Consider the following 12,239-nt stretch of genomic DNA (forward strand, 5'->3'; position numbering starts at 1 on the left):
CAATTTTTAGTCCTATTGAACATTAATAATTATAGGAGTAATGTTTTTCAGTGTTTGTCCTTCCAGACCCTGAGCTGTAGCTTTAATATCAAAGATAGAAACTACATCACCTGTTCTAAGATTTTTCACTAATCCTGCTGCGTCATCCAGTGAACTACCGTGGATAAGCAATGCTGCTCTACCAGGAACTCTTACCATGAACTGAGTTACAGTAAATGATACCGGGAAGTCGAAATCAGGGATAGCTGCCTGTACAGTCTGGTTAGGAATAGAAGTTGCCGGCATCGACAATACATTCTGTCCTCTCATCTGACCTTGTGGTGGCGGAACATTCTTGATTCTATATTCAAATACCTGAGATACTGATTTTCCATAAGGATCGATTCCAGATAATGTCAATTTAACTGTTGAACCTGTTGTAGGTTTTACACTCCATTTTCCTCCACCAAGACTCTTTACAGAAGCTCCAGGAGCGGATAGAGACAGCTTAGAGTTATCTGCACCCAGGATAGATCCTGATACAGGGTTCTCAAGTCCTCTATACATTACATTCATCTTATCAGCAGAAAGTAATAATCCTTTTTCAAGTTTTACTTCTCTAGGTCCTGCAATTACATTATAAGTGTGCGTCCAAGGGAAAGGTTGAGATTTGCCTGTAGCATCTGTTAATGTAATAGTACCTCCCAGCTTATGCTCTCCGATACCAGCACCAGAAATTGCAATGATACCTTTACCATTTTCCTGCTTGCTTACTCCAGAAATATTAATTTTATTACTGTTAGAGTAAGTACCCAACATTACTTTTATTTCAGCCTGCTTACCAACCTGAATATCTGTAGGTCCAGAAACAATTGGCTCATAGCTTGTAAATTTGATACTTGCATCCACTTTTTCCTGAAGTAACAATGCCAATGCATCAGATTGTACATTTCTGGCATCATTTTGGATAATCTCTAAGTTAGAGATCGCAGCAATAAGTGGCTGATGATAAAATTTATTTTGGAACCAAGTCTTTTCATTTGGAGATTTTCCTTTAGGATATTCTGCAATAAGAGACTTATTAGCTCTTTCAACTAAATCTTTAAGTTGTTCGTTTGAACCAAAAGTAGCATTGATATAGTTTCTAACATCATCAATTTTAGCTTTTAGATCAAGCGCATTTTTTGAAGGAGTATTTTCATCGCCTTCTTTGAAGAAATACTCAGTGGTAGCTTCGTTATTGTTAAGTGCAGCAAAATTTTCACTTACGTCAATATCTTTACCATCTTTGTCTTTATCATGAAACTCAGATTGTTTCTTTAACAGATCTTTGATGTCCTGAGCAGATTTTACCAATGCATCAATTTTGGTTTTCAATACTTTGTACTGTTCCCAAGGCTGAGCATATGTATCCGGAACCTGTTGAGCTTTAGCTTCCAGTGTTCTTTCAAAAATCTTTTCGTTCTTCTTTTCTGTTAAAGTTCTTGTTTCATTTAACGCTCTTGTAGAATCATAATATGATCTGATGATCTCTGCATCAATATTTAGGGCCATCATCGCGATGAACACCAAATACATTAGGTTGATCATCTTTTGACGAGGGGTCTGTTTTCCTTGTGCCATTCTCTGTTCTTTGTTTTTTGATTAAGTAGTTAAATTTAGAAATGGTTAGGAATTAAGACTTCATAGCAGTTAGCATACCACCATAAACTCTATTTAAGTTATTCAGATTAGATGTTAAACCTTGTAGTTCTTGGTTGAATTTTTCAGACTGTTCTGCAGATTTCTGCATATCAGCTACATACTTATTAGCAAATTCAGATTGTTTTTTACCATTTTCAAGTTGCATTGCATATAAAGCATTCATACTTTCCATATGCTGAGCAGCTTTGTTTAGCTGATCGTTATATTTGTGTGTAGAAGCAGAAACGTCAACAGTTTGGTTGATTTGATCTACAGAATTTGAGAATTTATCAATTCCTGTTCTTAATCTGTCGAATAACTGAACGTCTAATTTAGCATCCTGAAGCATTTTGTCCAATTTGTTAGAAAGAGAGTTTTCTAATTCAGCAAACTGAGCGTTTGTATTTTTAGTTGTTACATTAGAATGTAATGGGTTTGGATGAGCGTGCTTATCCAATAGTTCAGGATAAACATTTTCCCAAGCATAAGACTCTTCAGTTTTTGGAGGGTCGAATGCGAAAATGATAAAGATAATCGCCTCAGTAATAAGTCCTACGGTAAGAGCAATGTTACCGTTAATGGGTCCCAAGGTAATGTGAGTAATTTTAAGCCAAGCTCCAAGAATTACAATTGCAGCCCCGAATGAATAGAAGAAATTCATCCAAGCGTCTTTAGTCTTAAACATATTGAGTTAGTTTTTTTAATGTTAAATAAAATTGTATTGAAAAATAATTGTTCGAGATTATCTGTTAACTCTTCTTGGCTTAACTGCTGCTTCAGGAATATCCTGTACAGTTCTGAATCCGATATAGCTTCTTGCTGAATCTTTTCTTTCCCAGTCTCTAGCACCTGTCATTAGGGCATATCCTATGTCTTTCCAAGATCCACCTCTCACTGATTTCTTCGTATCCTTTTTATCTTTAGTAGAAGGATTTAATGTAGAAGAGAATCCGTATGAAGAGTTGTTATATGAAGATAATGTCCATTCAGAAACGTTTCCAGCCATATCAAATAACCCATATCCATTTTTCTTAAATTTCTTAACTGGAGCTGTATATGTATAAGTACCTTTTTTCTCGTCTTCCATATAGTTACCTCTCTTAGGCTTGAAATTCGCTAAGTAGCAACCTCTGTCATCCATTAAATATGGACCACCCCAAGGGTAAGTAGCATTTTGCATACCTCCTCTTGCAGCATATTCCCATTCAGTTTCTGTTGGAAGACGGAACACTAATGGTTTTTGTTTTTTTCTTTTTAAACTTTCGTTGTAATCTGTTTTCAATTTAGATCTGAAGTTACAATAAGCCCTTGCCTGATCCCAGGTAACACCTACTACAGGATAGTTCTTGTAAGCTTTGTGCCAGAAATACTGTTCAAACAATGGCTCATTGTAAGCAAAGTGGAAATCTTTCACCCAAACAGTTGTATCAGGATAAATCGCGATACTTTCGCTTTTCAGGTAGTTAGCTCCCCTTTCGTTATCTGCTACAGCAGCATCCATATCTCCCCAACGGTACGTATATTTCAGCTTACTTACGTCTAAAATTCTTTCGTTTCCAATTCTTGAAGAAGAAGGCAGATACATAGATTCTAAAACTTCTGCGTATTCTACATCTGGATATTTCGTCGTACTCCAGTGTAAAGGAATTTTCCAATCTAATTTTTTGCTTGCATCATATCCTCCGTCTTCTCGGCCACCCTGGCCTTCCATATATTCTTGATAAGGTGTTAAGTTTTCTTCTTTTTTAGCAAGGTATGCATAGTCACCTATAGCTGCTCCTTTACGGCCGCCTTCGTCACCACCTTCTCCAGCAGCTTCAGCGAGTAAAGTTCTAGCGATAGAATCTCTTACATAGTTGATAAATAATCTGTATTCTGCATTGGTAGTTTCTGCTTCATCCATGAAGAAAGAAGAAACAGTCACGGTCTTCAATGATGCTTTTTCAGGAGTATTTGTAGGATCCTGATCTGCCAGACCAGCTACAAATGAACCTGCAGGAATTGCGACCATTCCGTATGGTCTTTCCGCAACAAATGATTTCGTTTTTTCTCTTGGTATCAATTCTCCTTTTGTTCCAGGCTTCCCTACAGAAGAGCTGCCACCACCTGAACAAGATACCGATGCTACTGACGCAGACAATAATAAAAGAAATATCCTTTTCATGTTAATTTTTATAATTAAGCCGTAAATATATAATTTTTTTAAGAAACTTTTAAGATTTTTTTTGAAATAACGGAAGAAATCTAAATTTATTTTATTTACAACAACTTTTTATTCCACGGTTACAGATTTTGCAAGGTTTCTCGGTTGGTCTACGTTGGCTCCTCTATATACTGCAATGTAGTAAGCAAGCAGTTGTAGAGGTACGGAAGCAACGATTGGAGAGAAACATTCTGACGTTTCAGGAATTTCAATAACATAATCTGCCATTTCACTTACCTGACGGTCACCTTTATTAACGACAGCAATAATTTTACCTTTTCTTGCTTTAATTTCCTGAACGTTACTCACAATCTTATCATAGTGTCCTTTCTTCGGAGCTATAATTACGATAGGCATATTTTCATCAATCAAAGCAATAGGGCCATGCTTCATTTCTGCTGCCGGATATCCTTCTGCATGGATATAGGAAATTTCTTTTAATTTAAGAGCACCTTCCAAAGCTGCAGGATAATTGTATCCTCTTCCTAAATAAAGGAAATTGGTTGCTTTTACGAAATCTTTGGCAATATTCTGAGTCAGCTCGTGAGTTGCATTAAGAACTTCTTCAATTTTTTTAGGAATTGCATCAAGCTCGGAAATTAAACACATGAATTCAGCATTCCCCAGATTACCGTTATGTTTTCCTAATTTGAAAGCGATCAAGGTAAGAATGGTAAGCTGTGCTGTAAATGCTTTTGTTGAAGCCACCCCAATCTCAGGACCTGCGTGAGTATATGAACCCGCATCTGTAATTCTGGCAATGGAAGAATCCACTACATTACATATACCATATATAAATGCACCTTTTTCTTTTGCCAACTTTAAGGCAGCCATTGTATCCGCTGTTTCTCCTGACTGAGAAATTGCAATAACAACATCTTTATCTGTGATAATTGGGTTTCTGTATCTGAATTCGGAAGCATATTCTACTTCTACAGGAATTCTTGCATATTCTTCAATCAGATATTCTCCGATAAGACCTGCGTGCCATGATGTACCACAAGCAATAATGATAATCCTGTTAGCATTTTTGAATTTTTCAACATGATCCCAGATTCCGGCCATCTTAATGACACCTTCGTCTACAAGAAGTCTACCTCTCATGGTATCGTGCACAGATTTTGGCTGTTCGAAAATTTCTTTAAGCATGAAATGCTCAAAACCTCCTTTTTCTATTTGCTCCAGGCTAAGTTTAAGCTGTTGAATTTCCGGCTCAATCTTAGAATTTTCGTTGATCGTTCTGATATCTACTCCATTTTCAAGAGAAATGGTTGCCATATGTCCTTCTTCAAGATAGATGGCTTCTTTTGTAAATTCTACGAATGGAGAAGCATCGGAAGCGATAAAGTATTCTTTATCACCAATTCCTATTGCTAAAGGAGATCCTAATCTTCCTACCACCAATACTCCAGGATAATCTTCGTGAAGCACAGTAATAGCATATGCTCCGTATACTTCATTCAAAGCGTATCTTACTGCTGTAGGGAAATCAATCTCAGGATTAAGATCCATAAAATATTGAATAAGGTTTACCAGTACTTCAGTATCGGTTTCTGATTTGAAAGTAAATCCTTTTTCTTTAAGCATGGTCTTAATGGTATCATAGTTTTCTATGATACCATTATGAACGATTGCTATTTTTCCATTATTTGACAAATGCGGGTGTGAATTTCTATCACTTGGAACCCCATGAGTAGCCCAACGTGTGTGGCCCATTCCTATTTTGGCTGTTCCTTTCAAGTTTTTAGAGATATTCACCAAATCCTCTACTTTTCCTTTTGTTTTTTCTACTTCAAATTTATTTTCTGAACCTTCTAAAACAATTCCGGCACTGTCATATCCTCTATATTCCAGTCTTCTAAGACCATTGATTACTATTTCGTAAGCGTCTTGAAAACCTGTATATCCTACTATTCCGCACATATTGTATTTTGTCTTGTGTTTATCGTGTTTTATTTTTTTGTAGCGTAAGTTACCTTCAGCTGAACATTATTAGCGTTCGAGCTCTCTGTTCCGATAAGAACAACTCTGTTCATATCAAAAGCTCTTGTAGTTCTAAGAGCTCCAAGCGGAGTTCCAGATGCATTTCCTACAAAAGATCCTAAACTGATATAGAAAGGTCTGTTCACTACTGGTACATCATTATTATTAGCGTCTTTTTCTGTTTTACCTTCAACAATATCCTTAACTGTTTTGGTCACTACAAAATCGTAGTATTCAGGAGTTTTGTTATAATAATACAGGGAAAGACCAGCTTTTGTATCGTCTGAGAAAGAAGAGAAGTCAAGTAATGTACTACCTGTTTTCGTCTTAATCGGTACAATGGTAAATCTGCGGTCTTCTGTTGAGTTTTTATTTACCCAGCTTAAAGCAGGATCTACAAATAACCTGATCGTAGCAGAAAGAATTCCTATTTTATTATTTTGGAATTCAGTTTTAAGTTTTCCAATAATTTCATCCGGAATTCTAACACCTGCAGAAGGTCCACCCATTCCCTGAACAAAAATTCTCGCATCACCACCGTCCTTGTTACTCATTGAAACAGCTTTTTCCGCTGGACTTCCGGCTCTGTTATATTCATATTTTCCGATGTGAGCATTAGCAGATCCTAAGTTGAACTTAAGCGTTGTTTGTGGCCTTGTTATCGTGCCGTTATCATCTTTATCATATTTATAATACATAATCAGCTCCAGATCATTAGGAGAGAACTGGAAAAGGTAACGGTCTGTTTCGTCCACGGAAATTTTGATTCCTTTGAAATATCTGATAAAGTTGGAAGCATCCTGAAGTTCAGGCTTTCCTTTTTTATCCAAAATATGAGTCTGGAAGAAATCTTTATTGCTTAATGGTATTCTAAATCCAAGATTTCCTGTGAAAACGCTTGATCCGTCTGATTTTTTTGTAATATTTAAAGCACTAACGTCTCCGTTGAATACTCCTGATCCTAATAATTCACCAGTACTTATATCTGCATTAGAACGATTGAATTTATCATCAGTTGGGTCTATGAAAGTAGTAACCTCCTGAACGTTGATCTTCATGGCTTTGGAGATTCCTCCAATTTTACCATATTTACGAACCGGGTACGTTTTCTTTTCAATAGAAACAGCAATGTTTTCACCGTTTACTGGAAAATCACTTTTCTCATACGTACTCGTTTTTAATGAATCCTGTTCAAAAAAGTAAGTATTCGTAGTAGTATTTGCAGGTGGTCTCAGTACCAAAACAACAGAATCCACTTTTGGATTAGCTCCGTTAAAATCATAGTTATCCGTCGGCATTCTTAGCTGCGTAATGTAAGATGCTCTCTGCATTCCAAACTGGGTTTCAGTAAAAGCCCCAAGAACACCTGTTGATAAAATTCCTCCACTAGCATCATATCCGCTAATAAGTCTTGATGCATCACTTCTGATTGAGTCATTATTATTGTAGTTATAAGCAATAATAGGGTAAGAAATCATAGTGCCCTGCGCAGCATCATTATCAAATAGCTGCTGTCCCAGAGAATCTGCATCAGGTTCACAGTTATAAAGGAGTGTACTTCCGAAAATCGCCAATAAAAGCATGGCGAAGGTCCTTTTAAGAGTATGAGTCATTAAAAATGTGTTTTTAATAAAGTTGATTTATAGAATCTATGTCCAGATATTCTGATTTTTGGGTAGCTGTTTCATTGAAGGCTTTATCCAGATCTTCATCCAGGAACTCATCTCCTTTTACTACTGTATCTACATAGTTCATACTTTCGATAACAAAACTTTTGATTGTAGGGTTATCTAACGCTTTTAATCCTGAAATATTATCAAACTGCAGCTTTTCATCAATCTTTTTATCCAGATCAGCGTCTTTCTCATTGTATAGAGAAAGTACAATTTTAGCGTCTTTGAAATAAGTATCTGATTCGTAATATGTTTTAAGGTAAATTGGAACGAAAGAAGACATCCATCCGTTTAAGTGGATCACATCCGGAACCCAATTCAACTTCTTGATAGTCTCAATTACTCCTCTGGCAAAGAAAATTGCTCTTTCGTCATTGTCATCGAAAGGTGTTCCTTCATCGTCGAAATAATATTGTTTTCTTTTGAAGTATTCTTCGTTGTCTATAAAGTAAACCTGAAGTCTTTCCCCCGGAAGCGACGCTACTTTAATGATTAGAGGCTGATCCAGATCATTGATGATAATATTCATTCCTGAAAGGCGAATTACCTCATGAAGCTGGAACTTTCTCTCACTTATTTGTCCAAATCTTGGCATAAAAACTCTTACATCATTGCCTTCATTGTGCATCTTAAGTGCCATTTTGTTTACCACTGCAGCCATATTTGTATCTTCCTGATATGGATACATCTCTGTAGTAATGTACAGTATTTTTTGATTCGGCATAAACTTTCTATCTAATTTTTGTAAAAATGCTTTAATGTGCAAAATTACAAAAAAACATCCAACATTATTTTAATTAACATTTTTTTACGAAAATTCCCTTTTCCAAATTATTAAAAACACATATTATTGTGTGATATTTTTAGTATTTTTGAAATAGTATTAAAATAAACTATGGAAGTTATAAGAAACAGGAAAGTCCTTCAGGATTTCATTGAAAGACAGAAAGAAATGGGGAAAAGAATCGGTTTCGCCCCTACCATGGGCGCTTTACACAAAGGCCATCTTTCTCTGTACGAAGAAGCAAAAAAGGAGAATGACCTTGTTATTTCTTCAATTTTTGTAAATCCTACTCAGTTCAATAATGCTGAAGATCTCGAAAAATACCCCAGAGACATCAATAGGGACATTATGATCTTAGAAAATTCGGGATTGGTAGATGCTGTTTATATTCCTGAGGTTGCAGATATTTACCCTGAAAAAGCAGAAAGTAAAGTCTATGATTTTGAAGGATTGGAAAATGAAATGGAGGGAAAATCAAGACCTGGACATTTTGATGGAGTGGGAACTGTGGTAGAAGAACTTTTCAGGCAAGTGCAGCCCGATCATGCTTATTTTGGTGAAAAAGATTTCCAACAGCTTGCTATTATCAGAAAAATGGTTGATAAAAAGCACCTTCCGGTAAAAGTAATAGGAGTTCCTATTTACAGAGCTGAAAACGGACTTGCGCTAAGCTCAAGAAACCAAAGACTTCATGAAGACCGAAAAGAAGCTTCTAAAATTATTTTTGAAACATTACAAAAAGTAAACGATTGGTTTCGTACCGTTACTATTCCGGAAATTAAAGATAGAGTGACTGATATTTTTGATGATCAGCCGGGAATGCAGCTTGAATATTTCTTAATTGCTGATGAAAACACATTACAGGAAACAGATTTCTTCTACAAAGACAGAAATTTCAGAGCCTTTATTGTAGTTGTTGTAGATGGTGTGAGATTAATTGACAATATGCACTTAGACTAAAAATAAAAATATATCCTTATACAAACTCTGATGGCAACGTCAGAGTTTTTTTCATCTTGTATGAAAACGGATCAGTCTCAAAAGCTGGGGAAAAATATTGTATTTATGGAATTTAATTTAACGCAAAGTTTTTAGCCTCTTATCTCATATTTTCAAAGGAGCAAAGCATGGAATCAATGAGATTGATCCTTTCTAAGCAAATACATATCCACTTAGCTTCTTCAGCGACAAGGTCGCATTTCTTTGCTTCCTAAAATAAAACATTTGAATCATCTTCTTTGCGACTAAAAAATGGATCAATCGCAAAAGTTGTGGGGAATAAAATCTGTAGCGATGACCAAGCTGGCGCATTGGTTAAGAAATATGGAAGAAGCAGATTTTGAATCATTTTCCATTTTAAAGAAGACTATAATACATCATTACAAAGATATTCTAAACTATTTTGACAAAAGAAGTACAAATTCGGCTGCATAATCTTTTAATACTAAAATCAAAAACTTAAGAATGCAACTTAGAGGAATAAAGGATAGAACATTTTTTATTTTCAGATTAACTCAGCTTTTTGCTTAGCCACCAACTTTTAAACCTGATCCATGAAAACCAAATAATCTCAGATGATATAAAAAATCAAAGGCCTCCTGAAGGAAGCCTTTGAAACACCAAATCACAAAATATTAATATGAAAAAAATTTACTTTTCAGTAAACTTGTGACCCGGCTGGGATTCGAACCCAGGACCCATACATTAAAAGTGTATTGCTCTACCAGCTGAGCTACCGAGTCGGCCACAATTAAAATGAAATAAATTTCAATATTAATTATAAAATTTTTCTTTGCAGTGCCTGCGACTGGACTCGAACCAGCACATCCTTAGGAAACCACCCCCTCAAGATGGCGTGTCTACCAATTTCACCACGCAGGCAATAAAACTACATTATCGTAATTTTTATTGCTAGTGACCCGGCTGGGATTCGAACCCAGGACCCATACATTAAAAGTGTATTGCTCTACCAGCTGAGCTACCGAGTCGGCCACTTACACAACAAGTTTTCATTTAAGTAATGTCCCTTGTTTTAAGTGGTGCAAAGATATGACTTTTTTCTTTATCTCAAAACTTTTTCGCAAATTTGTTTAAAAAAAATTCATGGTAATTTCATTGATCGGATACATGGGAAGTGGCAAATCTCACATTTCCAAAATATTAAGCGAAAAAATCAATTTCAACCTTATTGATCTTGATAAAGAGATTTCCAGACGAAATAAATTAACAATTCCTGAAATTTTCGAAAAAAAGGGAGAAATTTACTTTAGAAAGCTGGAAAGAGAAGCATTGGAAGAAATATTAGCTTCTAAAGAGAATGTAGTTTTAAGTCTTGGTGGTGGTACTCCAGTGTATTATAATAATATGGAGATTATCAATCATAGTTCAAGAAGTATTTTTCTTAGAGCTTCTGTAGGTACTTTGGCGGAAAGACTTTCTAAACAGAAAGAAAAAAGACCTTTGATTGCCAATATATCGGAGGAGGATCTGCCGGAATTCATTGCGAAGCATCTGTTTGAAAGAAATCAATTCTACAGCAAAGCACAGTTCAGTGTGGGGACAGATTCTAGAGAACCGGAAGACATTGTGAACGAAATAATAGAAAAGCTCTATCTCTAGAGCTTTTTTATTTTCATTTTAATCTTCGTTTTCCTCTTCACCTTCTGTTTCTCCAAAGAAATCATCCCAATCTGTAAAATCGGCATCCACATCGTTTCCGACATATTCATCCATTTCTCTTCTGTCTTTTTTGGTTGGTCTTCCTTCTCCTTTATTTCTATAGTAATCTTGTGACATTTTGCGAAGTTTCAGCAATTCGTACTGCTCTTTATCTGTCACATCCTGTATATGAAGTGAGACGAGTTTGGCTCCTATTCTGCTTTTGGGGATCTGAATGACCTTTATTTTATAATCAATCTGATTCTTGCGGATTTTAATAACATCTCCTTCTTTTACCTCCTTAGATGACTTTACGGCAGACGTTCCTATAGAAACTCTATTCTTTTTAATTTCCTCTGCTGCAATATTTCTTGTCTTATAAAAACGAATGCTCCATAAAAATTTATCTATTCTCATATTTTTTTATACTTTTGCCGTTATATTATTTGTAAAGTAATTAAAGTTTTTTGAAATGAAAAAAATATTTTTATATATCCTTGTAGGATCTTTGTCGTTTTCTGCATGTAAAAAAGATGATGATACACAAACGTACAAGGAGCCTGACGATATTGCGACGCAGAATTCCTATGATGATCAGGCAATTAAGAAGTATATGGATGAGAATTATCTGGATGCACAGGGGAATATAAAAGCTTTCAGCTCTACGGATACTTCTGATGATAATGAAAAAAAATTATCTCAACTGGATTATAAAACGTTGCCTTCCGGTACAATCTATATCATTAGAGATGGAGCACAACCAACGACTAACCCAAAAACTATTGGTCCATCGGATGTTATTAAAATCATGGGAAGAAGCTATGCTTGCCTTGCTGGTGATAATAACGGAACGATATCATTCATTGATACCTTTACTTTTTTAAATACAATTAGCGGGAATGGAGTTCCACTTAATGATCCTACCTATTATTATGTAAAACAGTCTATCCTAACCGCGGCTACAACGGACGCTGCGAAACAGGCAAGCTACTATCAAATACCAGGTTTCAGAGAAGCTCTTCAAAAGTTTCAGGCTTTTGATAACATTGACAATTCAACACCTTATAATCTTCAGGGAGTGATTATTGTTCCTTCAAGAGCTGCTTTTGCAAGAAATCCACATTATCCTTACTTTAATGTTTCTTACAGAAACAGAACGTTCATCTTCAACTTCCAGATCTATGGAAGATCAGACAGACCTAGTACTGAAGTACAACAATAAGAAAAAATACCATAAAACAATAAAACCGCCTTATATAAGGCGGTTTTATTGTTT

At 35.7% G+C, this 12,239-nt stretch carries 11 protein-coding genes and 3 tRNA genes; 4 read left to right on the top strand and 10 right to left on the bottom strand.

Features of this window, described 5'->3' with window-relative positions:
* Window positions 1–12 precede the first annotated feature (12 nt).
* The 6 genes from ACQ76T_RS20615 to ACQ76T_RS20640 form a co-directional block, all read right to left on the bottom strand.
* Window positions 13–1,602 carry a GldM family protein gene (locus ACQ76T_RS20615; RefSeq protein ID WP_431345115.1) on the bottom strand — a complete coding sequence of 530 codons (1,590 nt, stop codon included), beginning with the start codon at window positions 1,600–1,602 and terminating at the stop codon, window positions 13–15.
* 52 nt (window positions 1,603–1,654) lie between these two features.
* Window positions 1,655–2,347 (bottom strand): gliding motility protein GldL, encoded by a 693-nt coding sequence (gene gldL, locus ACQ76T_RS20620; protein ID WP_422694819.1) that lies wholly within the window; start codon window positions 2,345–2,347, stop codon window positions 1,655–1,657.
* Window positions 2,348–2,404: 57 nt separating this feature from the next.
* On the bottom strand, window positions 2,405–3,826 hold the full coding sequence (gene gldK, locus ACQ76T_RS20625) for a gliding motility lipoprotein GldK (protein ID WP_431345116.1): 1,422 nt from the start codon (window positions 3,824–3,826) through the stop codon (window positions 2,405–2,407).
* A gap of 108 nt (window positions 3,827–3,934) precedes the next feature.
* The gene (gene glmS, locus ACQ76T_RS20630; protein WP_431345117.1) at window positions 3,935–5,788 is read right to left on the bottom strand and encodes a glutamine--fructose-6-phosphate transaminase (isomerizing); all 1,854 of its coding nucleotides are present in this window, start codon (window positions 5,786–5,788) and stop codon (window positions 3,935–3,937) included.
* 29 nt (window positions 5,789–5,817) lie between these two features.
* Window positions 5,818–7,461, bottom strand: coding sequence for a DUF4270 family protein (locus tag ACQ76T_RS20635; protein WP_431345118.1), 1,644 nt, complete (start codon window positions 7,459–7,461; stop codon window positions 5,818–5,820).
* A 13-nt stretch (window positions 7,462–7,474) separates the two neighbouring features.
* The gene (locus ACQ76T_RS20640) at window positions 7,475–8,245 is read right to left on the bottom strand and encodes a glycogen/starch synthase (RefSeq protein ID WP_431345119.1); all 771 of its coding nucleotides are present in this window, start codon (window positions 8,243–8,245) and stop codon (window positions 7,475–7,477) included.
* 171 nt (window positions 8,246–8,416) lie between these two features.
* On the opposite strand from ACQ76T_RS20640, the gene panC reads away from it, so the two are divergent.
* A complete protein-coding gene (gene panC / locus ACQ76T_RS20645; protein WP_431345120.1) occupies window positions 8,417–9,265 on the top strand; it encodes a pantoate--beta-alanine ligase in 849 nt (282 codons plus the stop codon).
* A 291-nt stretch (window positions 9,266–9,556) separates the two neighbouring features.
* Window positions 9,557–9,739, top strand: coding sequence for a transposase (locus tag ACQ76T_RS20650; RefSeq protein WP_431345121.1), 183 nt, complete (start codon window positions 9,557–9,559; stop codon window positions 9,737–9,739).
* A gap of 235 nt (window positions 9,740–9,974) precedes the next feature.
* On the opposite strand, the gene ACQ76T_RS20655 is transcribed toward ACQ76T_RS20650, so the two are convergent.
* From ACQ76T_RS20655 to ACQ76T_RS20665, 3 genes are all read right to left on the bottom strand, one after another.
* Window positions 9,975–10,047: transfer RNA gene (locus tag ACQ76T_RS20655), tRNA-Lys, on the bottom strand.
* Window positions 10,048–10,103: 56 nt separating this feature from the next.
* Window positions 10,104–10,186 (bottom strand) — tRNA-Leu (locus ACQ76T_RS20660).
* Window positions 10,187–10,220: 34 nt separating this feature from the next.
* A tRNA-Lys gene (locus tag ACQ76T_RS20665) sits at window positions 10,221–10,293 on the bottom strand.
* 115 nt (window positions 10,294–10,408) lie between these two features.
* Here ACQ76T_RS20665 and ACQ76T_RS20670 point away from each other — a divergent pair.
* Window positions 10,409–10,924 (top strand): shikimate kinase, encoded by a 516-nt coding sequence (locus ACQ76T_RS20670; protein WP_431345122.1) that lies wholly within the window; start codon window positions 10,409–10,411, stop codon window positions 10,922–10,924.
* An 18-nt stretch (window positions 10,925–10,942) separates the two neighbouring features.
* Here ACQ76T_RS20670 and ACQ76T_RS20675 read toward each other — a convergent pair whose 3' ends face one another.
* Window positions 10,943–11,380 carry an RNA-binding S4 domain-containing protein gene (locus ACQ76T_RS20675; RefSeq protein ID WP_422694826.1) on the bottom strand — a complete coding sequence of 146 codons (438 nt, stop codon included), beginning with the start codon at window positions 11,378–11,380 and terminating at the stop codon, window positions 10,943–10,945.
* Window positions 11,381–11,435: 55 nt separating this feature from the next.
* On the opposite strand from ACQ76T_RS20675, the gene ACQ76T_RS20680 reads away from it, so the two are divergent.
* Window positions 11,436–12,185: a hypothetical protein gene (locus tag ACQ76T_RS20680; RefSeq protein WP_431345123.1), complete on the top strand. Its 750-nt coding sequence runs from the start codon at window positions 11,436–11,438 to the stop codon at window positions 12,183–12,185.
* Window positions 12,186–12,239 lie beyond the last annotated feature (54 nt).

Source organism: Chryseobacterium sp. JK1, assembly GCF_050632815.1.
Lineage (GTDB): Bacteria > Bacteroidota > Bacteroidia > Flavobacteriales > Weeksellaceae > Chryseobacterium.

What these genes read in the sequence shown, in the direction of transcription:
- ACQ76T_RS20615 (WP_431345115.1), bottom strand. Translation starts at nt 1,602, where the DNA reads ATGGCACAAGGAAAACAGACCCCTCGTCAAAAGATGATCAACCTAATG.
- gldL (WP_422694819.1), bottom strand. Translation starts at nt 2,347, where the DNA reads ATGTTTAAGACTAAAGACGCTTGGATGAATTTCTTCTATTCATTCGGG.
- gldK (WP_431345116.1), bottom strand. Translation starts at nt 3,826, where the DNA reads ATGAAAAGGATATTTCTTTTATTATTGTCTGCGTCAGTAGCATCGGTA.
- glmS (WP_431345117.1), bottom strand. Translation starts at nt 5,788, where the DNA reads ATGTGCGGAATAGTAGGATATACAGGTTTTCAAGACGCTTACGAAATA.
- ACQ76T_RS20635 (WP_431345118.1), bottom strand. Translation starts at nt 7,461, where the DNA reads ATGACTCATACTCTTAAAAGGACCTTCGCCATGCTTTTATTGGCGATT.
- ACQ76T_RS20640 (WP_431345119.1), bottom strand. Translation starts at nt 8,245, where the DNA reads ATGCCGAATCAAAAAATACTGTACATTACTACAGAGATGTATCCATAT.
- panC (WP_431345120.1), top strand. Translation starts at nt 8,417, where the DNA reads ATGGAAGTTATAAGAAACAGGAAAGTCCTTCAGGATTTCATTGAAAGA.
- ACQ76T_RS20650 (WP_431345121.1), top strand. Translation starts at nt 9,557, where the DNA reads ATGGATCAATCGCAAAAGTTGTGGGGAATAAAATCTGTAGCGATGACC.
- ACQ76T_RS20670 (WP_431345122.1), top strand. Translation starts at nt 10,409, where the DNA reads ATGGTAATTTCATTGATCGGATACATGGGAAGTGGCAAATCTCACATT.
- ACQ76T_RS20675 (WP_422694826.1), bottom strand. Translation starts at nt 11,380, where the DNA reads ATGAGAATAGATAAATTTTTATGGAGCATTCGTTTTTATAAGACAAGA.
- ACQ76T_RS20680 (WP_431345123.1), top strand. Translation starts at nt 11,436, where the DNA reads ATGAAAAAAATATTTTTATATATCCTTGTAGGATCTTTGTCGTTTTCT.